The sequence below is a fragment of the Legionella longbeachae genome, from assembly GCF_004283175.1.
Taxonomy (GTDB): Bacteria; Pseudomonadota; Gammaproteobacteria; order Legionellales; family Legionellaceae; genus Legionella; species Legionella longbeachae.
On sequence record NZ_RXNW01000013.1, the window covers coordinates 26,758 to 49,755 of the forward strand.

Below are 22,998 nucleotides of genomic sequence, written 5' to 3' on the forward strand. Positions count from 1 at the left end.
CTCCGTTACTTAAATATAATCAAATGCGGGCATACTCAAGGTTCCTCCGGAATGAATAATCAATACATTTCCTTTTAATCGTTTTATTTGGATACGTTTTCTTGACTCATAAAATAATTTAGCCGCATAAATAGGATCCGCCAAAATCCCCTCCTCTTTTGCTAAACGCAGTACTTCATTCTTGATCGTTTGATTCACAGATCCAAATGCTTTGGCCGTTGTTGGATAAAAACAATTGAAATTTTTAGGAATTAATCCAATCCATTGATTTAATTTGCTGTAAAATAGTTCTTCATCATCAGCCAATAAAAGTACATGAATTTGCGCCTGATGGTTTAATTCAGCGAGCCTGCTAATGAGGGCGGACGCAGAAAATCCCGTTCCAGCATCTATAAAAATATGCTGAAATATTAATTTTAAGGTGCGTTCATTGAAAATAATATCTTCCGCTAAAGTAGCCGCACCCGGCATTGCTTCAGAAACGCTGGCCCCTTCGAATAATACAAAACCTGGTTCATTAAGCGTCTTTAGATAATTAATAGCGAGTTCATTTACTTGAGTCCAACTATCACGACTAACCCATACAATATCTTCTTCTTCAAGAAAAAGGCGGCTTAATTTATAATTTCCTTGTAACTCTAATTTCCAAGGCTGAATCAAAAAAGCGGTCACTTTGAATTGAAACTCTCGTGCGAGCTGTAATACGGAAAGTAAATTATTAGATTGAGGGCCGGCAATAATAATTAAATGACGTATTTTCTGCTCTATCAAAAAAGGAAACAAACTGGCGTATTTGCGTAATTTTGAACCGCTAATACCGCAACTTAACTCATCATCCCTTTTGACATAACAAACTACGCCGTCTTCAGGAAAGTGATTTAAAAGATGTACTCTGCTGGATAAATTCCACATGATATTCGATTGGATTTTTAAGTTCTTACCTACCAGGTTAGGTGTAATAATTCACGCCGGAGAGCTTCTAACAAAATCTAAATGTCGTTCTGAAGATGTGGGTTCATTAAACTTATACCCAAGATCACTAAATTCTTTGAGTTGTGACAAATCATCAAATTGATTTTGCATGAGAAACCTTGCCATGGCTCCACGAGCTTTTTTAGCATGAATTCCAATCATTTTTAGTTGCCCATTCTTTTTTTCATAGAAATTAATAGTAATAATTGGATAGTTTAATTTTTTTTCATCAATTACCTTAAAATATTCAACAGAAGCAAGATTAATTAATACAGGGTTTTCTTGGGCTGCCAACTGTTGGTTAAGTGCATGAGTTATTGTATCCTGCCAAAAATCATATAAATTCTTACCGGCAGAATTTTCTAAGCGAACACCCATTTCGAGTCTATATGGTTGTATGGCATCTAGAGGATTCAATAATCCATATAGTCCCGACAAGATTCTTAGATGCTCTTGAGAATACAGTACCTCTTGTTGAGTCCAGTTTTTTGCTTGTAAGCCTTGATAGACATCACCTTGAAATAAAAATAAAGCTGGGTATGAATGAAGTAAGGTTTTATCATCCATATGAAATATTTGGTAACGATGATAATTTAATTCAGCCAGATCTTTCGACAAATCCATGAGCGCTGCAATTTCCTCTACAGATTTAGTTTGCATCAACTTAACAAGAATGCGAGTTTTATCCATAAATGCAGGCTTAGATGTGTTCGCTTCGTATGGCTTAGAAATCTCTAATAATTTTTTAGCTGGTGATAATATAGTAAGCATGTATCATTTCCATATATCTTTAATGTGGTTTAGTACCAGGAACCATTCCCACTCTTGGTCTGAAAACATAAATCGTTATGGGATCGCTACTATCAATCACATTGCCATCCTCATCCATAACTTGAACAGCTAAAGTATGAGATCCCCGATACATTCCATTTATTTCAAAGACAGGATTTTTTTGTGGCGCCCCAAGGACAGCATTATCGTAAAGCAATTGCAATTTGTCGCCTGGAAAAAGATCCGGTTCTGTTTGTGCTGTTACTGTCACAAAACCTTGATTATTCCGAATTGTCGCTCCACTTTCAGGCTGAACAATCTCAATTTTAGTATAAGAATGTTTTAATTTTACAGTACTTTGATCTTGTGATTCATTTGGTTCGGTATATATTTTAGAGGATGTAGAAGATGGTGACGAAGAGTTATTTTCATCAGGAAGAGTAATGATTTGAGCTCCTGCATGAGGTGTATCACTAAAATGAACACCTCCCTGACTGTCAACCCATTTATAAATTTGCGCATTAGATGCGCAAAAATTCATCATTAATAATAGAAAGACAAAAACTTTCATCACCCTAGTCCTAAAGGCTGTAATATAACTCAAACTCATAAGGATGAGTCAGACTTCTAATTCTACTTGTTTCTTCTTCTTTCATGTTGATGTAATTCATAATAAAGTCTTTACTAAATACATCACCTTGTAATAAGAATTCATGATCCATCTTCAGATGTTCCATTGATTGTTCTAATGAAGAACATACTGTAGGTATATCAACAAGTTCCTCTGGTGGTAAATCATAAAGATCTTTATCCATTGCCTGCCCTGGATGAATTTTTCTTTGAATACCATCTAAACCGGCCATCATCATTGCTGAAAACGCAAGGTAAGGATTTGCTGTAGGATCAGGGAATCGTATTTCAATACGACGTGCTTTGGGGTTATTTACATGAGGAATACGAATAGCCGCTGATCGATTTCTTGCAGAATAAGCTAATAGAACGGGAGCTTCAAAGCCTGGAACTAAACGCTTATAACTATTTGTTGCTGGATTCGTAAATGCATTTAAAGCACGAGCATGTTTTATAATGCCTCCGATGTAATACAATGCAGTTTCTGAAAGTCCCGCATACTGATCCCCAGAAAACAGATTAACACCATCTTTAGATAAGGATTGGTGGCAATGCATCCCACTTCCATTGTCTCCCACTAATGGCTTAGGCATAAAAGTAGCTGTTTTGCCGTAATTATGTGCAACATTATGTACCACGTATTTTAAGATTTGTAACTCATCTGCTTTTTTGGTCAAGGTATTAAAACGAGTTGCAATTTCACACTGATTTGCTGTAGCGACCTCATGATGATGCGCCTCGACGATTGTTCCTAATGATTCTAAAGTCAAACACATTGCTGACCGTATATCATGCGAAGAATCTACTGGAGGTACCGGAAAATAACCACCTTTTATTCCTGGACGATGGCCAATATTTCCTCCCTCCAGCTCCTTTCCTGAGTACCATTGAGCCTCTTCCGAATCAATTTTATAAAAAGCGCCACCAATATTAGTTTCCCATTGGACGCTATCAAAAATGAAAAATTCGGGTTCAGGACCAAAAAACGCAGTATCAGCTATTCCTGTGGATTGTAAATAAGCTTCGGCTCGTAAAGCAAGAGATCGAGGGCAGCGCTCATATCCCATCATGGTTTTAGGATCAACAACGTTGCAACGGATAAATAAGGTATTGTCTTGAAAAAAAGGGTCAAGCTTGATTGTTTCTAAATCAGGTATCAAAGCCAAATCTGACTGGTGAATTTTTTGCCATCCTTTAAAAGAAGATCCATCGATCATTTTCCCATTTTCAACAAAATCATTATCTACAGCAGAAACTGGAATAGTAATATGTTGTTCCTTCCCGCGTATATCAGTAAATCGTAAGTCAATTAATTTTGCCTCGTGCTCTTTAATTGCCTCAAGTATGGTATTTTTGCTCATTATAGGTCTCCAGGATAATCTGGTTGTATAGTGTACCTTAAGTGACTTCTTAAACCTAATAGATTAAACTGTATGTTTTACTTCATAACAATAATAAAACTATGGGTGCGTATCAATATCAGGCACTACAAAAAAATGGCAATACGACTAAAGGAGTGCTCGAAGCGGACTCCGAACGCCATGCGCGCCAACTTTTACGTGATCGAGGACTGATCCCCACACAGATTCGCATTCTAACACAACAACGCTCAGGCAATCACGCCAAAAGTAAAATTTATGCAGCAGATCTGGCTTTATTCACTCGCCAATTAGCCACATTATTGGCGGCTGGGATTCCTGTAGAAGAATCATTACGCGGTGTTAGTGAACAAACAGAAAAAGACAAAGTTAGAGAGTTAATTATCGGTGTTCGCTCAAAAGTGCTTGAGGGCTATGGTTTGGCGCAAGCTATGGCTCAATACCCTCATGCATTTCCTGAATTATATCGGGCAACGGTCGGGTCAGGTGAACAAACTGGTCGTTTGGATGTCGTTTTAGAAAAATTGGCAGATTACACCGAAAATCAACAACAAACAAAACAAAAAGTTCAGCAGGCTTTGATCTATCCAATCATTATGATCATCGTATCAATTGGCATTATATCCTTTTTATTGAGCTTCGTGGTCCCCAAAATCATCGAAGTATTCACAAGCAGCGGACAAACTCTGCCTGAAATGACTGTGCTTCTAATCAGTTTGAGCAATTTCATTAAAAATTATGGCCTCTATACCTTACTTGGACTTCTTCTCCTGTTGATTGCGTTTAAAAAAAGCTTAGCTAACATTAAAATTAAAACCTTCTGGCATCGCCTTCTGCTAAAACTTCCTATAGTGTCTTATCTGGTAAAAACGATTAATGTCTCACGTTATATTCATACTTTTGGTATACTTTTCGCTGCAGGTGTAAACGTTCTTGAAACAATGCGCGTTGCAGCAAGTTTGGTGACCAATGTTATCATGCGTCAGTCTTTTGATACGACGGCAATAAAAGTAAGGGAAGGATGTGGAATTAATGAAGCCCTAAAGGAAACAGGCTATATCAGCCCTATGGCAATCCATTTAATTGCCAGTGGCGAAAAAAGCGGTCAATTAGCAAATATGATGGAACGTGCCGCATTGCATCTCGATAATGAGGTAAAACGTTTAATTGATACATCACTTACCTTATTAGAACCTTTGGTCATTTTGTTGATGGGAGCAATCGTTTTATTTATTGTTTTAGCTACCTTGCTTCCAATTTTCTCAATGGAACAATTAATTACTTGATATGGTACAATAGCACAATAAATAAAACCCCAAATGGGGTATAATATGGATTTCCTGGGGTTTGCTTTATGGCAGGTGCCTCCATTACCTGGGTTATATTTAGACGGAGTAAAGATGAATAGACAAAAAGGTTTCTCATTAATTGAAATCATGGTTGTGGTCGTTATATTGGGTATTCTTGCCTCTATAGTGGTTCCTAAAATTATGGGTCGCCCCGACGAGGCACGAAAAGTCAAAGCAAAACAAGATGTACTTGCAATCCAAAATGCCCTTGACTTATATAAACTTGATAACGGTATTTATCCGACTACGGATCAAGGATTAGCGGCACTTGTCGAGAAACCTACTTCCAACCCAACTCCTAACAATTGGAAACAATATTTAAAATCATTACCAACTGATCCATGGGGAAGAGACTATCTTTATTTAAATCCTGGACAACATGGTGATGTGGATGTGTTTACCTATGGGGCGGAAGGGCAACCTGGAGGTACAGGGATTAATGCCGAGATCGGTAATTGGGATGAGAAAAGATAATCTAGGTTTTACTTTAATTGAAATTTTAATCGTTTTAGTGATTATAGGCATAACTTTTGGTTTTGCCTTAATTAGCTTTGGTGATTTTGGGGAAAGTCGACGTATCCTGTTTGCCGCCGAGCAACTACTAAATACACTCCAGTTAGCACAACAGCAAGCTATTTTAGAGACCAGTACACTTGGTCTGCGCATTAATAACGATAGCTATCAAATTCTTCAGCTGCATAATAATTCGCAATGGAAGCCCATTTCTAATAAAGGAGTGTTCAAAATCACCTATTTTCCCCAAGACACCTATATCAGCCTAAAAACCAACCACCGTACTCTGTCTGGAGGGCCTTCTATCATTTTGACCTCATCTGGAGATATGACCCCATTTTCTTTGTATTTCGGCACAGAACAAGAGCACAATATGGCCTTAATTGTAGGCAAATCAAATGGAAGTTTGAAATTTAATGTGGTTAATAATGATAAAACAAGATAAAAAAGCAGGATTTACACTAATTGAAGTATTATTAGCCCTTTCTGTTATTGCTATTGCACTAACGGCTTTACTCAAAGCAATTTCACAAAATGTTGAAACCGCACGGCGTATTAAAGAAAAAACAGTAAGCCACTGGGTTGCTATGCAAGGGGTAGCCATGATTCAGCTTAACTTACTGCAGGTGAGCTCAAGCCAAGAAACAACCCAGGATACAACGATGCTTAATGAACATTGGTATTGGCGAGCAAAAATTAGCTCAACTTCGCACAAAAGTATTCAAAAAATAATTATTTTGGTAAGCACCGAAAAAGCAGGTCCTTTTAGGGAAGAGCTGCAGGCATTCAGGTATGTGCCATGAAAAAAACCTTAAAAAAACAAAATAAAATTAGGGGCTTTACTCTAATTGAAATTTTAATCGCGCTGGCCGTATTTGCCATTCTTGCTACAATCACCACATCCGTTTTATATAATGCCTTTACAACGCGCTCTCGAGTTAATGAACAAAGCACCCGTTTAAATGAATTGCAACTCGCAATAAGTCTAATTCAACAAGATACGAGCCAAGTAATAGAACGAGCTATAAGAGGCAATGAAATGCGGCTATTTTCAGCTTTTATAGGACAGACAAATTATCTGGAATTTACTCGTGATGGAGTGGTAAATCCAGGTAGTATTGAGAAACGAAGCACACTAAAACGAGTAGCTTATATTTGTCAAGAAGGAACTTTAATTCGTCGTTCATGGAATACCCTTGATAGCTTAAATCGAAATGCTTATGATGATAAACCTTTATTGTCACAACTTACTGACTGCCATTTTGGTTACTTAAATCAAAACTTACAAATACTCCCTGAATGGAGAGAACAGGCAGTGGGCTTAAATCAACACAAAGAGCCATTTCCCAAAGCCATACAAGTGAATCTGACCTTGCATGATCAAGGAGAGATCAATTTATTATTCACCCTACCAGGCGCCCTTTATGCCCAAAGCTAAGACGATTAAGCCTGCATTCCATAAGAGATTAAATAAAGGTAGCGCGCTGCTTACTGCTCTTTTTATCATGACCCTGGTTGCAATAGTAGCTACAGCAATGAGCTCTAAAATCCAGTTAGATATTTACCGTACAAAATTGATTGTCTCTCATGATAAACTTTATCTTGCTGCCCAAGCAGAAACTTATTGGGCAATGGGAGAATTAAGTAATCCGAAAAATAAATTTATTAAAGCCAGCGCTCAGGGAATAGTAGGTCAATATCCTCCCAACATGGAACACATTGAGAAAACAGTTGTATTAAGTGGCGCAATATATGATTTACAATCTCGATATAACCTAAATAATTTGACAAATAAAAAAGCAATGATGGGGTTTGTCAATCTAATTGGCGCGACTATACCACAAATCACTGAAGCAGAAAAAACGCAATTAACTCTTGCAGTTAGTGATTGGCTCACATCCTATGATCTTGCTCGGGGCAAAGATAACTACCTCTCTTATTATACAAGCCAAAAACCCCCTTATTACCCAAGTCATCAACTCATGAGTAGCCAATCAGAATTACGATTGGTTAAAGATGTAAGTGCCCCTGTTTATTTATCTTTAGAGCCCTTCGTATGTGCATTACCTGAGACCACGCCTATTAATATCAATACCGCACCAAAACAAGTACTAAAGTCACTCAGCAGCACGATAAAAGAGACCCAACTTAATGAGCTTTTGAATCAGAGAAAAGAAAATGGAATTAAAGACTTAAAAAAAATCGCTGAATTACTCCAAAAACTTGATATTGCTAGTGACCAGATCACTCTTGAAAGTAGTTACTTTCTCAATGTAGCCTCTGCTACCAGTGATAATATAAACTTGACCGTATACTCTTTATTTAAAAGAAATCGTGATAAAAATGGAAAAATAACGGTTACGCTTCTTAGAGAGAGTTTGAATATTTTCTAATTATCTTGTGATTCTTGTTTCATATTCTGTGCTATTTCTTTAGTCAGCTCTTCAGCTTCTTTTATCTCATCCGCAGATAATTTTTTTTGGAGTATTTTTAGCTCCTTTGCTGCTTCCTGATTTTTATTTTTCGCTGCGATTTTAAATAAAGCATACGCTTTAATCCAATCTTTATCGACTCCTAATCCTGCAAGATACATATAACCTAATTTAGCCTGTCCCAAAGTGTTTCCCTGTGCTGCCGCTTTGGTAAACCAATAGAAAGATTGTGCATAATCTTTATCTACCCCTGTTCCTGTGAGAAGCAATTGACCTATTTCAACCTGGGCTTCGGATTGTCCATTTTGGGCAGCGACCTGATACCAATATGCTGCTTTTTGGGGATCCGCCTCAACTCCATAACCTTTTAGATAGTAATAAGCTAAATAAGTTTGTGCCCTGGGATGACCTTGATTTGCTGCTTGTGAAAACCAGTAAAAAGCAGCTTGATCATCTTGACCAACACCAGGCTGCTGCCCAGTATATAATAGCCCTAAACTGTATTCTGCCTTTGCATCACCTTGTTCTGCTGCCTTTTGATACCAGTAGAAGGCCTTATTCACATCTTTTTTGGTTCCCTCCCCCATAATATAATCATAAGCGAGATTCACCTGTGCTTTACTGTACCCTTGTTTTGCTGATTTTTCGAACCAATCAAATGCCATTTTTTTATTGGCTTGGACACCATCCCCGGTACTATACATCAAAGCAATATTTCTTTGCGCGATAGCATTTCCTTGTTGTGCCGACTTCATATACCATTTAAACGCCTCAGGAAAATTTTGTTTTACCCCTTCACCCAGATCATACATAAAACCTAGGCTTAATTGTGCTAAAGGATAATTTTTTTCTGCAGATTTTTGATACCACTTGAGCGCTTCTTCATGATTTTTTGATACACCTTGTCCATATTGGAACATACGACCCAGTAAATACATGGCCTCAATATTGCCATCTCTGGCTGCTTGCATCAAATAAGGATAAGCAGTTGTATAATCTCCATTTTCAAATGCTGCAAAACCGACAACCTCTCCATCAGCAAAAGCAGTATTGACAACCAGCAATGCTGCTAAAATAAAGCTGCGCATGCTGTCTCCAATTGAATCCTCTTATCTAAAGCGTAGAATATAGAATCAACAAAGCAAGTAATTGTCTCTATTTAAAGAAGAATTATATCTATTTCAGGTGACCACCTGGAGATCTTAGGCCTTCCGCTTAGGTAACAGATGGACTGGATTTTATTTGTAAGCAAGTTTTTTCTCAATTTAATACGATGAGTAGATTCATCACATTGCCTTAATTCATGTGGTTTAGCCGATGTAAAGGTCGCATAAAAGTGCCTTTACATCGAACTTACCTTAAATTACTTTCCTGCCACCATCATCTTGTTAATGAGCATAGAACCACATCGTGTAGCAATATTAGGATTGATATCACTTCCCACCGCAAGAATCCCTTTAAATATATCTTTTAAATTGCCTGCAATGGTCACTTCATCAACAGGATACTGAATCATTCCATTTTCGACCCAATAACCACTAGCTCCTCGTGAGTAATCTCCTGTAACCCCATTTATTCCTTGGCCCATTAATTCAGTAACTAACAGTCCCTTACCCATTATTTTTAATAAATCAGCCAGATCCCCTGCTGTTGGGTCAATTGTTAAATTATGTACTCCATCACTATTTGCCGTCGTCTTTAACCCAAGCTTACGAGCGGAATAACTTCCTAATACATATTGCATCACACGTCCTTTTTCTACTATGAGATTAGGCCGGGTTGGAACGCCCTCACTATCAAATGGCGAACTCCCTAAAGCGCCCAACAAATGAGGTTGCTCATAAATACGAATAAATTCAGGAAACACTTGTTGTCCTATGGAATCCAGTAAAAATGTATTTTTTCTATAAAGATTCGAACCACTAATTGCATTAATAAAGCTTGAAAATAGGCTACTAGAAATTCGCGACGAAAAAATAATAGGGATTGTTTGTGTAGCAATCTGTTGTGCTCCCAACCGGCTGACAGCTCGCTCTACTGCATTTTTTGCAACTAAATGACTATCCACCAAATCCTTCGCATGACGAACGGTGGTATAATCGTAATCACGTTGCATATCTTCACCTTCTTTCGCAATCAACGAACAGCTTAAACTATGGCGTGTACTATGAATGAAGCCACAGCCCCCATGTGTATTCGCAAATCCATGGTGGGATTCATGTGTAGACACATTGACCCCATCTGAATTTGTAATTCGTTTATCCAGTGACAAGGCATAATTTTCACATTTTAAAGCTAAATCAATTGCTTGCTGAGGATTTATATCCCATGGATGATATAAATCAAGATCAGGATAATTGGTCGTCATTAACTCCTTATCTGCTAATCCAAAACAAGGATCTTCAGCACTTACCCTTGCTATATCGCAGGCGGCTTTAACCATTGTTTCCAGTGCGGCAGGGGAAGTATCCGTACTGCTTGCCCCCCCTTTTCGTTTGCCGATATAAACAGTCAATCCAATACCTTTATCTTCACTAAAAGCAACAGTTTCCACCTCTCTCATACGTACATCGACTGAAAAACCCTTGTCATTAGTCACAGCGACCATAGCGTCTGTTGCACCCTCTTTGCGGGCAAGTTCGAGTACCTCATTCATCAATCGAGTTAAATCTGTAGTTGACTTATGTACTTCACTATTGTTATGTTGCGGTTTAATTTGCATAAGAGATTCCGTGGTGTTGAATGATGTACATAAGGATACAATAACATGTCTTCGCAAACCAATGTTTATCATGCAAACAAATTATATTTGTTCCTTTTCTTGTTTTTTATAATTATTTTTTTTGTTCCATTTCAATCTCACGCTGAAGGAAATTGGCAGAAATTAAGCCCTGGGATTGAGTATCAAGATCTAGCTGGAGGTATACTTGCTCCTTGGTCGCATGTCTATGTTTTCCGAGTCGATCTCAAAAAAAACAAGTTAGGTTTAGTCAATGCAAAAAATTTGTCCTTAAAATATGCATCTGTTAATCAATTTGCAGAGCACAGCAAAGCACTTTTAAGCATCAATGGCGGTTTTTTTGATCATAAATTTAACCCTCTAGGACTAAGAATCACAAATGGAAAATTAGAAAATCCTTTAAAGAGAATTAGTTGGTGGGGGGTGTTCTTTATCAAAAATAACAAGGCTTATATTTCAAGTCTTCGTCAGTTTCAATATGATAATGATATTGATTTTGCCATTCAAAGTGGTCCCCGATTATTAGTTAATCGGAAAATACCATCACTAAAACCCGGCATTGCGGAGCGTTCTGCTTTAGGAATCACTGCTGACGGTAAAATTATTCTCTTAGTCACCACCAATGCCGCAATGACTACCAATAAACTCGCTCATTTGCTTCGCTCACCGCCTTTATCCTGCATGGATGCTATCAACCTCGATGGTGGCAGCTCAAGCCAATTGTATGCCCATATTGGTTCTTTTTTGCTCAATGTCCATGGATTTTCTAATGTTAGTGATGCAATTATCGTGAAAAAAATAAGACCCTAATTTCAGAGAAAGAAAATAACGTGCCCATAATCTCCACAGTATGTCATTCCTCAATAAAAATAATTGTGGAATGAATCACAACTTATCCACAAAATACCCCCATATTATTCTCTTGACAAAAACACTTTGTTCTTTAAAAAACACATTATATTGTTACTTTAATTAAAAAATTACACAATATATTGATTTTTTATTACTATACTGTAACTATATCTATCTCAAATAAAAATAAAAACCGAGTGGAGGAAAAATGTCTGCAACTCTTGATCCGGTAAATGATGTGCCGCAAATCAGTCAATTGGAATTGACCGCTAATGCCCCTGGTTTATTAAAAACCATTAAGCGCAATGGTAAAGTAGTAAATTACGATGATACAAAAATTAAAATAGCAATTACCAAAGCCTTTATTGCTGACGAAGGAGGCACAGCGTCTACATCGGATCGCATCCATCAGCAAATTGAAGAACTTACTCGTCAAATCACGCAAGTCTTTAAACGCCGTTTACCCAGTGGTGGTGCAGTTCATATAGAAGACATCCAGGATCAAGTCGAGCTAGCGCTTATGCGTAGCGGCCACTATAAAGTAGCCAGAGCCTATGTGTTATACCGCGAAGAGCATCGTAAAGCACGCGAAAATGAATTGAAAAAGCAAGCGAGCGACCAGAAGCTTCTGTTGATTACTATGCCTGATGGAGAATTAAAACCATTAGACACAGAACGTATGGATACAATTGTTCATGAAGCATGTCGCAATCTAGAACATGTTGATGCGGAACCGGTGATTAAAGATGCTCTGCGTAACCTTTACAATGAAGCAAAATTCGCCGATGTACATAAAGCATTAATTATGGCGGCACGTACTTTAGTTGAAAAAGAACCCAACTATACTTATGTCAGCGCACGCTTGCTTTTAGACTGTTTACGAATAGAAGCACTGCACAAACTAGGTATTGAAGCAGACGCAACCTTTGATGAAATGAGTCAACTCTACCCTGCCTACTTTAAAATCTATGTTGCCCATGGTATCAAACAAGGAATGCTTGATGAAAAGATGGCTGATTTTGATTTAGAAAAATTGGGTAAAGCGCTATTACCTGAGCGTGACATGAAATTTACCTATCTAAGCTTGCAGACTTTATATGATCGTTATTTTATTCATGACCAAGGAATACGTTACGAATTACCCCAGGCTTTTTTCATGCGCGTTGCTATGGGCCTGGCAATACGTGAGAAAGATAAAAATGAAAAAGCAATTGAGTTTTATCAATTATTGTCTTCTTTTGATTACATGTCCTCTACACCAACCCTATTTAATTCTGGGACGATTAGACCACAGCTCTCCAGCTGCTATTTGACTACAGTCCCTGATCATTTAGATGGTATATACAGTGCCATCAAAGATAATGCCTTGCTTTCTAAATATGCAGGGGGTTTAGGTAATGACTGGACACCCGTACGTGCAATGGGATCCCACATCAAAGGAACTAATGGAAAATCGCAAGGAGTAGTTCCTTTTCTAAATGTTGCTGATGCCACAGCAGTTGCCGTAAACCAAGGAGGAAAACGTAAAGGTGCGGTTTGTGCTTATTTGGAGTGTTGGCATAAAGACGTGGAAGAATTTTTAGAATTAAGAAAAAATACTGGAGATGATCGACGACGTACCCATGACATGAATACTGCGTTATGGATCCCTGATTTATTTATGATGCGTGTACGCGAAGATGCTGATTGGACTTTATTTTCGCCTGATGAAGTTCCTGAGTTACATGATCAATTCGGTAAGGCCTTTGAAGCTTTATATAATAAATATGAGGAAAAAGCCCACCAAGGTCTTATGAAAAATGTAAAAACGGTGTCTGCAGTCAAACTGTGGCGTAAAATGTTATCCATGCTTTTTGAAACTGGCCATCCATGGATGACGTTTAAAGATCCGTGTAACTTACGCTCACCACAACAACATTGTGGCGTAGTTCACAGCTCTAACTTATGTACTGAAATTACGCTCAATACTTCAGAAGAAGAAATTGCTGTATGTAATTTAGGCAGTATCAATCTTCCTGCACACATCAAAAATGGTAAACTCGATATTGAGAAACTAAAACAAACTATTAAGACAGCTGTTCGTATGCTGGATAACGTGATTGATATTAATTATTATTCTGTACCTCAAGCACGTAATTCCAATTTAAAACACAGACCTGTTGGGCTTGGTTTAATGGGCTTCCAGGATGCATTGTATGAGTTAAAAATTGATTATGCTTCTGAAGAAGCTGTCGAATTTGCTGATTCATCTATGGAGTTAATTAGCTATTATGCAATCGAAGCTTCTTGTGATTTAGCTAAAGAAAGAGGCAGCTACTCCAGTTACGAAGGTTCCTTATGGAGTAAAGGTATATTGCCAATTGACTCTATTAATTTATTACAACAAGCACGCAATAAATACTTGGAACAAGATCGTTCACAACGTCTGGATTGGGAAAGCTTACGCATCAAAGTACGCACCCAAGGAATGCGTAACTCAAACGTGATGGCTATTGCACCAACAGCTACTATCTCTAATATTTGCGGTGTAGCACAATCCATTGAGCCTACTTATCAAAACTTATATGTCAAATCCAATTTGTCAGGCGAGTTCACAGTGATCAATCCCTATCTGGTTGCAGATTTGAAAGCCCTGGAGCTTTGGGATGAAGTGATGGTAAATGACTTGAAATATTTTAATGGCAGCGTACAACCAATCAGTCGTATTCCAGCTGACTTGAAAAAACGTTATGCGACTTCCTTTGAAATTGATCCGATTTGGCTAGTGGATGCAGCTTCTCGTCGCCAAAAATGGATTGATCAAGCCCAATCACTCAACATTTATATGGCTGAACCTTCTGGAAAAAAGCTGGATCAACTTTACATGCATGCATGGATACGAGGGTTAAAAACAACATATTACTTGCGTAGCATGGGTGCATCAAATGCGGAGAAATCTACAGTGACTGATAGCGCACTTAATGCAGTTAAAATAATGACCGAAGCACCAAAAGCATGTTCCATACTCGACCCAGACTGTGAAGCGTGCCAATAATTAGGGAGAACTTAAATGTCAGAAAATATCATACAACAACAAGACATCATTCTTACAGGTGCTACAGGCTATGAATCTCTTGAAATGGGAGCTGCACGCATTCATGTGGATGATAAGCGCATCATCAATTGCCGCGCCGATTTAAACCAACTCGTTCCCTTTAAATATAAATGGGCTTGGGATAAATATTTAACCGCTTGTGCAAATCATTGGATGCCCAATGAAATCAGTATGAGTGCTGACGTAGCACTCTGGAAAGATCCTAATGGCCTTACAGAAGCGGAACGTTTAATCATTAAACGCAACTTAGGATTTTTCTCAACAGCTGATTCTTTAGTTGCCAATAATCTGGTTCTGGCTGTTTATAGACATATAACCAATCCAGAATGCAGGCAATATCTATTGCGACAAGCCTTTGAAGAAGCCCTGCATACTCATGCTTATCAGTATGTGATTGAAAGTTTGGGGCTTGATGAAGCAGAAGTATTCAATATGTATCGCGAAATCCCATCAGTAGCTACTAAAGCAGCTTGGGCATTACCTTACACTCAAAGTTTGGCCGATGAAACATTCCATACCGGTACTGTAGAAAATGACCAACGATTATTACGCGATTTGATTGCTTTTTATGTCGTATTTGAAGGAATATTCTTCTATGTTGGCTTTACGCAAATTCTATCCATGGGGCGTAGAAATAAAATGGTAGGAACCTCAGAACAATTCCAATACATTTTGCGCGATGAATCCATGCATATGAATTTTGGTATTGATGTGATTAATCAGATTAAAATTGAAAATCCACATTTATGGACCTCTGAATTTAAAGAGGAAATAATCCAGCTCATTCGCCAAGGAGTAGATTTGGAATATCAATATGCCAAAGATACCATGCCACAAGGAATCCTTGGAATGAATGCAGAAATGTTTGAAGAGTACTTACACTTCATTGCAAATCGCCGCCTCACTCAAATTGGTTTGGCGGAACAATACCCAGGGGCTGTAAATCCCTTCCCCTGGATGAGTGAAATGATGGATTTGAAAAAAGAGAAAAATTTCTTTGAAACTCGCGTCATTGAATATCAAGCAGGCGGTACTTTAAGCTGGGATGACGAGTAAAAATTAAAATCAGCCAATGCCCTCGCCTTAATACGGGGCATTGGTTTATGCACGTTGTAAAATGGTTAAAAACCGAAAAAATAATTTCATACCCTTAAAACTGCGTATAAATATTTTTTTTTACTACTAAAAAATGGCATAATACAGATCCACAGTTTTTGCAAAATCATCTGATGGTTTTGAATTTCGTTTTTGTAATAAAACATAAAGCTGTCAAATCCAAATAAACTTAAATAAAACAGGATGTTTCATATGAAAAAATTTTTTTGTTCTATTGGCTTAAGTTTTTGTCTTGTATCCAGTGTATTCGCAAGTGACAATGCGCTTGATCTTTTAAATTCAGAAATTACAAATATTCTGGCGCCATTTCAAAATCAAGACACTGTTGCGAAACTAAAATTTGATGCTGTAGAACTCAATAGTGAACGTGCCGAAAAAATCGCATTAAACGGGCTTTATAAAAAAACAGGCTCAAAAAATAGTTTTGCAGTAAAAGTTGATAATCTGAGCTATGACTATGGCGATGGTAAATATCCAACCACTGTTTTTAAAGGTTCTCTGGGACTTGATCTCACAAAGTTTTTAACACGTGAAGAAAGTAATAAAATCATCCCTGATGCAATTGAAGTCTTGCAAGAAACAGTTAGAGAGTATACTGAAGAATATGGCGATGCCATTTTTATCAAAGGAGTACTCACATCAACAACCAAAGATGATGATAACAATTATACGGGGTTAACTGCATTACTTTCCGCAAAAATTGATCTCGATAAACTTCCAGAAGATCTTTCTCGTTCTGAAGTGATAGCTACTGATGTCTTTATCTCAATCACTTTGAATCTAAAAACAGGGTTTTCTATAGATGGCTTTGTAGTAAGCAATCCAGAATACTCCGGATTTCAAAAAGACGAAATGGGATTAAAAGAAGTACTAGAACATTTCCTTGCCCGAGATAAAGAGACACAAGATTTTATTGAAGGAATATTCACGTTTTTAGACTATGCAGCTTCTGATATCGTTGAAATGGACAATTCATCATTCTGGAAACTCATCTCACAAAAATACTCTTTAAAACTCAAATAAAAATTGGTGTGCATCATGTTGAATATGTCAATATCTCTTTAATTTTAGCAATCCTCCGCAAAAGCGGAGGATCTATATATCAGATTATTCAGTGATGTACCTCTCTATTATGAATAACACGTAAAAAATATAACGTATTTACGAGATCATAATGATTTAATCAAGATATTTGTTGTACCTGTGCCTGCACTTTCGCTTTCTTGAGAGTGACATTCATAAAGATGTAGCCACGGTAAAAATTAACTTTTACTGATAATTATTAATCGAGCAGAAACATAAAGGAGTAACCAATGAAAACACAACAGACAAAACAGGAAAACAAAACTAATTACAATTTTATGCTTAAATGTATGGTTGCCTTCACTGCAGCTGCCGTAACTACCGCAGGAATATGTGCAGCGGTTAGTCTCAAGTCCGCTGCAGCAACCACGACCACAATAGCTGCTCAAATGGCATTTGCATCAGCTTTTACCCCGGTATTTCCAATTGCGCTTATCCTGATTGGCCTTGTTTGTGTATTACCTTTTTTATTTAGCCGCAACACTACTTATACACCAAGCCGCACCGTTACTACAGGTTATGATAATTTTGGTTTTTACTCGCCCAGTTATTCTACTGCATCAGTCTATACGGACTCTCACCATCATGGACATCAGGATACAGGATCTGTTTACACTAGCGCCCACGTACATGGACATGATAGCCACGTACATGGACACGATAGTCATACACATGGGCGCAGCGATGGTGGACATGTACACGGTCACCGTTAAAACTCAATCTTCTCCCTCAACAGGGAGAAGATTAAAAAATACTTATAATGATATAAAATTAACTATCCCTGCTTATTAAACCCAAAGATCACCTCATTCACTTAATGATCAAACAGTGCTATATTTAATCATAGCATCCCTAATTAAGGATACTGGTAATTTTAGAATATATTCGCAGGGAGGATGCAAATGAAAAAAATGTTACTTATCGCATTACAATTTGTAATTGCTACAGCTGTTTTTGCTGATACCACTATAATCACAGAAACCAAAACATGGAAAAGCGTTCCTATTACAGTTGATCCAGAAACCCAAACTTATACTACAGTTGAAGGTCCTATACCGCAAGGCGATTATTATTATACGTACTCGGGATATCGATGCCTCAAGGAAAAAGTAGAAGTTGTTGGTGGCAATGTAATTATATATCATTCGAGCGCCACTGGTGGAGGTGATATATATTGCTATCCCGAAGAATAAATTAGAGTGACTTACAATTATATTTGTTTAGAGTGAAGCAGAATTTCTCCTGTTCTGCTTCACATGACTTAATTTTCCTATTAATTTTATAAAACCATGCCATTTACTTGACTATCCCAAAGTTTTTTAAAATAACTATTTTGATTATTGACCAGTTCATCAAAAGAACCCTCTTCGATGATCTTGCCATCCTCCATCACAACAATTCTATCCATATGACGAATAGTTGACAAACGATGAGCAATTGCGATAACTGTTGCTTTGTTTTGATCCAGCATATCATTAATTGACTGTTGAATTTCCTGCTCCGAAATACTGTCGAGGCTTGAAGTTGCCTCATCCAGAATAACAATGGATGCATTTTTTAAAAAAGCTCTTGCAATTGCAATTCTTTGGCGTTGGCCACCAGAAAGCTTCACTCCCCGCTCACCAACAAGAGTATTATATTTTTCCGGCAAAGACTCAATAAAATCATCCATATTCGCCATGGCAGCCGCCTTTTTTATATCTTGAAGTGTGGCATTATCTTTTGCATAACCTATATTCTCACCAATTGTGCGATGAAAAAGCATTATATCTTGAGGGATGAGCGCAATTTGTTGCCGTAAGGAATCGGATGTAATGCTTGAAATCGGCTTATCATCAATTAAAATTTGACCTGAAGTAGGCTTGAAATTTTTCAATAACAACGAAATCAAAGTAGATTTTCCGGCTCCAGAATGACCCACTAAACCAATTTTCTCTCCAGGTTTGATGCGTAAATTAAGGTTTGCAAATACAGGTTTTCCCTCATTATAGACAAAAGATAATTGATGAAAATCAATTTTTCCTGCACTTATTTGGAAATCTTGTGCATGAGCCTCATCAACAGATTCATGAGGCATAGATAAGATGTTAAAAGAAGATTTAAAATCACCAATTTCTTTTAAAAAAGTACAAAGGCTACTCATAAGTGTCCATAAATCAAAAGAGATTGTAATCGCTGTCAGCATAACAAACAGGAAGTCACCTGTTGAAATCTCCCCATGTGTACGTAAATATATCATGAATAAATAAACAGTAATTAACATGAACCAATAAAGCACTGATCCGATCATATTAAACTTAAAATCATATCGATAAAGTGCAATTTGGCTTGGTACAAAATCATCAGACATCAGCTGCCTCACGCGCTGATGTTCAAATCGACGTTTTGCAAAATAAAATAAAGAAAATATATTGGTAATATTATCCGAAAGAGCCCCTATGACTTGATGCTTACTTTCCGCAGTCTTATTAGATAGTTGATTTAATTTAAACGCCATGGGCAACATGATTGCCATAACTAAAACACACCAAGCAAGCATGAAGCAAAATACACTTAAATTAACCACTAAAAGCACAAAAACTGAAACAATAACGACAAAAAAATGTTTACCTACAATATGATGAATATTCGCAAAAACATTGTCATAGCCATCCAAAAGCCCTTTTAGCTTACTGATTACAGTTCCACTGGGTGTATTTTGAAAGTAACTATAAGAATGATATTGCACATAATTATAGGCAGAAGCTAACAACCTTTGTCTTGCATAAGGCTCGGCCTTCCATTCCGCAAAATCACTGATTCTCCAGACTATATCCAAAGTGATTTGCGCTATAATAAACAACAAAATAGGAAATAGTAGTTGATGATATGAGATAATTGTTTCATTGGAGAAAGCGTCAACAATGAGCTTAAAGGAATAATTATTTGCAAAAATGTAAAAAGCAGTGAGCACCGGAGCTTGGAGCATCAGAACATACCACCACCGATAAGGCTTAATTACCTGCCATACAAAATGCCAGGCTGAATGGAATGGGGATTTTAGATCGGATGTATCCATTTAAGCTACTCGACATGAAAAATCCTCACAGTATATCATAGCAAGTCCATCATACGCCCATTAATATCAATTTTTAATCAACCAAATGCGATTTCATTTTCAGCATTTTTCTAAAAATTGAAATGGAAGTTGTCATTTATCAGTGATAAAGGTAGACTTACAATTTCTTAAGTCCCGGTGGCACAGCTGGATAGCGCAGCCCCCTCCTAAGGGGCAGGTCGGAGGTTCAAATCCTCTCCGGGACGCCAATTAAATCAATTAGTTACCAGATTTTAACAAGATTACTTGAATGATTGGCTCATCCCATTGCATCTCATCGTATCCGCCTCACTCCGTTCATCATGGACACCGCAAAATATATACTTTGACTTTTTCTGCAAAAAGCAAAATCTTTCGTTTAAAAATGGGCAATTTTTATTCGCAAAATGAGCTCCTTAAAAAAAGACGCTATAAGAAGCCACTGACCGAGAATAGCTGCCGTTTAGTCGATTTTAAATGCGACACTCTCTATTAGTAACTGAATCCTGATCTACACCTGGCTCAATGAGTTTTAAAGTTCCAATGGAAAATAGTCCTGCTCCTATCAACGCAGAGGCAATCCCCACGTCAGCAACTATACCCACTGTTACTCCACTTAAAACAATGAGTGCTGTTGCTATTGCAGCCACACCAAGTACAGCGATAAAGCCTCCCAAAATTTGCATACTTAGGTTTATTGGTAAAAAGGAGTCATGACCCGCAGAACTATTTAAATTTATTGGATCACTGTTGATAGATTCACCTAGCTCTACAGGTAGAGAATTATTGCTGTTGCCACTTATCAAACTCCTCTGTATTTCAGGATAATGAAACAATTGCCGGGAATAATTTAAATTTTCATCATGAAATCTATGTCGATAGTTCCAGTATAATTCGCGGCCAGTAACGCTTGTACCACTGGGATTTTTAAAACTATCAAAATTCTTAATACTAGTAGTTAAAATTTCTAGTTCCCGAGAATAATTTTGGCTAAGGTATTCACGGAGTATTCTGGAATCATCATGAACCCAATATCCTCCATTTAAGAGGTAAGAAACACACAAGCATTCAAAATTTCCAAATCGGTGTAACAATTCATCGTAACCATTTTCAAAAGCTAAGGTATGGCTGTCAAATGCTTGCTTGGTAAACTCTAAAAAACTTTGTGGGTAATTATCTATAACCCGATAACCTGGTATTTCATTTGGTTTCTTGATATGCATTGGCTCTTTTTCAGCAAAGGGGAACCAGGTGTCAGTGTATTTAGAATTTCTTCCGGTAGAACGATAAAAACTATACTTTTTTTCGACATCATGTTCTGCCACTAGAGAAATAACAGTATAAATTCTTAATCCTTCTAAACCATCATTAAGTATGAATTCATGTTTGGCTTGCATAAGTAAGATAACTCCCGGCTTCATTTTATTGATGAGTGAGTTTAATTTTTATGGTTCTCATTAACTAAATAGATGCCTTTATCCTCAAATAACTGTTTGTCTCTTCACTCATGAATCGATTGTCTTGAATGGCACGTTCAAAATAGTGATAACAGGATGCATAATCATCCAGCGATACTTTACGTTTTTTATTAGCCATATTCTATTCACTCCATTAAGTATGGATGGCAGTTTATTGATAAGCCTTTAATTTATCAATAGCTGATACATTAAGTATTTTAAATTAAAGTGGCACCCTTCATTATATTTACCATCTAGTGATACATTTAGGCTTTGTTGCTTAGTCAGGGCGTTTTCATGATTAAAAATAAAACAACAATTAAGTGAAAAAAAAAGGCCATGGTCAATCAGAAAAAGCTGATGATTTGCGTTGAAATCAAAAAACTAAAAAATAATGGTCTATCTGAAGCAGTTTAGCTAAATAGACCATCCCCTGCGTATAATTAGAAGGCCTGTAACATTCATCTGATTGTAGGTTTCAAGCTGATAACAGTGATACCAGATATTCCGTATCCCATCCTACTTGCTTAAGCCTGGAACGTACACTTCTCTTTTTTCCTGGAGGTAGTTTTGTTTTGACGAGACTTAATAGCATTCTCTTGATGCTGGAAAAATTGATAGCAGTAGTGTCATCACGCTTTTTATCTGCATCATCATTCAAATGAACATCTAAATGCCAGTGCAGCTCATTTTCTATAGACCAATGATTTCTGACATAGAGATGCAAATCAGACTTCTCCGTCTCATGACTTGTGACATAATAACGCCACTCAGCAGAAATAGCTGTTTCATTAGTTTTTGACGAAATGGTTTCGGTGGCGATGATGCTTTTTATTCCTACAAGGGAGCCTGTATTTATTGTTTTTGGCAGACGGTATGCAAAATAACGACGACGCACACAACGTCCATGAGATTCATCCCATTACTCATATCGATATAATTTGATAGCCATTTTTTTCGACTATCTGCAAAAAGTACAATATCATCCCAACCCTCGGCACCACAGAATATCGCGCATAGTGAAATAAATATTAGACTACTTAGCGGGTATTCAATTTTTTCTTGATCACGAGGGTCTTCTATCGTAGATAAATATTCGATTACAGCTAACATCCTATTTCAACATCTCTTCTTTAAAAAGAGCAATTATACAAATTTATTGCTCAAATAAAAGTCATGAAAACGCCCTGGGGTGAGCGTAGTTAAGTATAGGAAATCAGGAACAGGGGGAACAACGCTATCTTTGCCGAACAGCTGATTGCAGGAAGACATTTCAATTAATGCATCGTTACAAGGCCTGTGATCAAAGAGTTAAAGAGCGAATAGTAGATATAGCTCTAAATGGCTCAGGAATTCGTGATACAGCCAGGGTATTATCAGTAGCAATCGGCACTGAGATTACGACACTTAAAAAAAGCATGCAATTTGCTCAAGGTAAATTGGAAAAAGTTATTATCCTCAAAAGCTGAGTTAGAGCAACAACCTATTTTACACTTACCTATTACCTATTACCTATTACCTATTACCTATTACC

The 22,998-nt window shown here is 37.3% G+C and carries 23 protein-coding genes, 1 tRNA gene and 1 pseudogene; 14 read left to right on the forward strand and 11 right to left on the reverse strand.

From position 1 onward, the window contains the following. Positions 1-9 precede the first annotated feature (9 nt). The 4 genes from EKG34_RS13440 to glnA are packed head-to-tail and all read right to left on the reverse strand — an operon-like array spanning position 10 to position 3,734. Positions 10-912, reverse strand: coding sequence for a pyridoxal-phosphate dependent enzyme (locus EKG34_RS13440; protein WP_003631784.1), 903 nt, complete (start codon positions 910-912; stop codon positions 10-12). Between the two features lie 51 nt (positions 913-963). Continuing rightward, entirely contained in the window at positions 964-1,743 is a 780-nt protein-coding gene (gene yaaA / locus EKG34_RS13445) for a peroxide stress protein YaaA (RefSeq protein ID WP_003631785.1), read from the reverse strand. Positions 1,744-1,762: 19 nt separating this feature from the next. Next, positions 1,763-2,317, reverse strand: coding sequence for a DUF4124 domain-containing protein (locus tag EKG34_RS13450; RefSeq protein ID WP_003631786.1), 555 nt, complete (start codon positions 2,315-2,317; stop codon positions 1,763-1,765). 7 nt (positions 2,318-2,324) lie between these two features. Then, positions 2,325-3,734, reverse strand: coding sequence for a type I glutamate--ammonia ligase (glnA, locus tag EKG34_RS13455; protein ID WP_003631787.1), 1,410 nt, complete (start codon positions 3,732-3,734; stop codon positions 2,325-2,327). Positions 3,735-3,835: 101 nt separating this feature from the next. Between glnA and lspF the strand changes: the two genes are divergently transcribed. The 6 genes from lspF (at position 3,836) to gspK (ending at position 8,007) form a co-directional block, all read left to right on the forward strand. After that, the gene (gene lspF / locus EKG34_RS13460; RefSeq protein ID WP_003631788.1) at positions 3,836-5,038 is read left to right on the forward strand and encodes a GspF family T2SS innner membrane protein variant LspF; all 1,203 of its coding nucleotides are present in this window, start codon (positions 3,836-3,838) and stop codon (positions 5,036-5,038) included. Between the two features lie 114 nt (positions 5,039-5,152). Then, positions 5,153-5,575 carry a GspG family T2SS major pseudopilin variant LspG gene (lspG, locus tag EKG34_RS13465; protein WP_012979061.1) on the forward strand — a complete coding sequence of 141 codons (423 nt, stop codon included), beginning with the start codon at positions 5,153-5,155 and terminating at the stop codon, positions 5,573-5,575. Then, positions 5,562-6,059, forward strand: coding sequence for a type II secretion system minor pseudopilin GspH (gene gspH, locus EKG34_RS13470; RefSeq protein WP_012979060.1), 498 nt, complete (start codon positions 5,562-5,564; stop codon positions 6,057-6,059). The genes lspG and gspH overlap by 14 nt, the downstream gene beginning before the upstream one ends. Next, entirely contained in the window at positions 6,043-6,417 is a 375-nt protein-coding gene (gene lspI / locus EKG34_RS13475) for a GspI family T2SS minor pseudopilin variant LspI (protein ID WP_003631792.1), read from the forward strand. The genes gspH and lspI overlap by 17 nt, the downstream gene beginning before the upstream one ends. Next, entirely contained in the window at positions 6,414-7,052 is a 639-nt protein-coding gene (gene lspJ / locus EKG34_RS13480) for a GspJ family T2SS minor pseudopilin variant LspJ (protein ID WP_003631793.1), read from the forward strand. The genes lspI and lspJ overlap by 4 nt, the downstream gene beginning before the upstream one ends. Beyond that, positions 7,039-8,007 carry a type II secretion system minor pseudopilin GspK gene (gspK, locus tag EKG34_RS13485; protein WP_003631794.1) on the forward strand — a complete coding sequence of 323 codons (969 nt, stop codon included), beginning with the start codon at positions 7,039-7,041 and terminating at the stop codon, positions 8,005-8,007. Before lspJ ends, gspK begins: the two co-directional genes overlap by 14 nt. Here gspK and EKG34_RS13490 read toward each other — a convergent pair. Both EKG34_RS13490 and pmbA read right to left on the reverse strand, forming a co-directional pair. After that, positions 8,004-9,134, reverse strand: coding sequence for a tetratricopeptide repeat protein (locus tag EKG34_RS13490; RefSeq protein WP_003631795.1), 1,131 nt, complete (start codon positions 9,132-9,134; stop codon positions 8,004-8,006). The genes gspK and EKG34_RS13490 overlap by 4 nt on opposite strands. 275 nt (positions 9,135-9,409) lie before the next feature. Beyond that, positions 9,410-10,768, reverse strand: a complete 1,359-nt coding sequence (pmbA, locus tag EKG34_RS13495; protein WP_003631796.1) for a metalloprotease PmbA — start codon at positions 10,766-10,768, stop codon at positions 9,410-9,412. A gap of 45 nt (positions 10,769-10,813) precedes the next feature. Between pmbA and EKG34_RS13500 the strand changes: the two genes are divergently transcribed. The 6 genes from EKG34_RS13500 to EKG34_RS13525 all read left to right on the forward strand — a co-directional run bounded on the left by EKG34_RS13500 (position 10,814) and on the right by EKG34_RS13525 (position 18,124). Beyond that, positions 10,814-11,596: a phosphodiester glycosidase family protein gene (locus tag EKG34_RS13500; protein WP_003631797.1), complete on the forward strand. Its 783-nt coding sequence runs from the start codon at positions 10,814-10,816 to the stop codon at positions 11,594-11,596. Between the two features lie 250 nt (positions 11,597-11,846). Next, positions 11,847-14,672 carry a ribonucleoside-diphosphate reductase subunit alpha gene (locus EKG34_RS13505; protein WP_003631798.1) on the forward strand — a complete coding sequence of 942 codons (2,826 nt, stop codon included), beginning with the start codon at positions 11,847-11,849 and terminating at the stop codon, positions 14,670-14,672. Between the two features lie 15 nt (positions 14,673-14,687). Next, positions 14,688-15,788, forward strand: coding sequence for a ribonucleotide-diphosphate reductase subunit beta (locus EKG34_RS13510; protein ID WP_003631799.1), 1,101 nt, complete (start codon positions 14,688-14,690; stop codon positions 15,786-15,788). Positions 15,789-16,040: 252 nt separating this feature from the next. Then, the gene (locus tag EKG34_RS13515) at positions 16,041-16,871 is read left to right on the forward strand and encodes a hypothetical protein (RefSeq protein WP_003631800.1); all 831 of its coding nucleotides are present in this window, start codon (positions 16,041-16,043) and stop codon (positions 16,869-16,871) included. 290 nt (positions 16,872-17,161) lie between these two features. After that, positions 17,162-17,644: an urease accessory protein UreE gene (locus EKG34_RS13520; protein WP_003631801.1), complete on the forward strand. Its 483-nt coding sequence runs from the start codon at positions 17,162-17,164 to the stop codon at positions 17,642-17,644. Between the two features lie 189 nt (positions 17,645-17,833). Beyond that, complete coding sequence (locus EKG34_RS13525; RefSeq protein WP_003631804.1) at positions 17,834-18,124, forward strand: hypothetical protein; 291 nt, start codon at positions 17,834-17,836, stop codon at positions 18,122-18,124. 86 nt (positions 18,125-18,210) lie between these two features. On the opposite strand, the gene EKG34_RS13530 is transcribed toward EKG34_RS13525, so the two are convergent. Then, on the reverse strand, positions 18,211-19,989 hold the full coding sequence (locus EKG34_RS13530; RefSeq protein WP_012979056.1) for an ABC transporter ATP-binding protein: 1,779 nt from the start codon (positions 19,987-19,989) through the stop codon (positions 18,211-18,213). Positions 19,990-20,160: 171 nt separating this feature from the next. On the opposite strand from EKG34_RS13530, the gene EKG34_RS13535 reads away from it, so the two are divergent. After that, a tRNA-Arg gene (locus EKG34_RS13535) sits at positions 20,161-20,237 on the forward strand. A gap of 243 nt (positions 20,238-20,480) precedes the next feature. Here EKG34_RS13535 and EKG34_RS13540 read toward each other — a convergent pair. From EKG34_RS13540 to EKG34_RS18995, 4 genes and pseudogenes are all read right to left on the reverse strand, one after another. Next, positions 20,481-21,404 (reverse strand): hypothetical protein, encoded by a 924-nt coding sequence (locus EKG34_RS13540; protein ID WP_003631806.1) that lies wholly within the window; start codon positions 21,402-21,404, stop codon positions 20,481-20,483. 64 nt (positions 21,405-21,468) lie between these two features. Next, the gene (locus EKG34_RS18860; protein WP_003631807.1) at positions 21,469-21,603 is read right to left on the reverse strand and encodes a hypothetical protein; all 135 of its coding nucleotides are present in this window, start codon (positions 21,601-21,603) and stop codon (positions 21,469-21,471) included. A 339-nt stretch (positions 21,604-21,942) separates the two neighbouring features. Next, positions 21,943-22,371 (reverse strand): annotated as a pseudogene (locus EKG34_RS13545) (ISAs1 family transposase); the annotation flags it as partial. Beyond that, the gene (locus tag EKG34_RS18995) at positions 22,320-22,577 is read right to left on the reverse strand and encodes a transposase family protein (RefSeq protein WP_080619790.1); all 258 of its coding nucleotides are present in this window, start codon (positions 22,575-22,577) and stop codon (positions 22,320-22,322) included. The gene EKG34_RS18995 and the pseudogene EKG34_RS13545, both read right to left, overlap by 52 nt. 167 nt (positions 22,578-22,744) lie before the next feature. On the opposite strand from EKG34_RS18995, the gene EKG34_RS13555 reads away from it, so the two are divergent. After that, the gene (locus tag EKG34_RS13555; RefSeq protein ID WP_049774975.1) at positions 22,745-22,933 is read left to right on the forward strand and encodes an IS1-like element transposase; all 189 of its coding nucleotides are present in this window, start codon (positions 22,745-22,747) and stop codon (positions 22,931-22,933) included. Positions 22,934-22,998 lie beyond the last annotated feature (65 nt).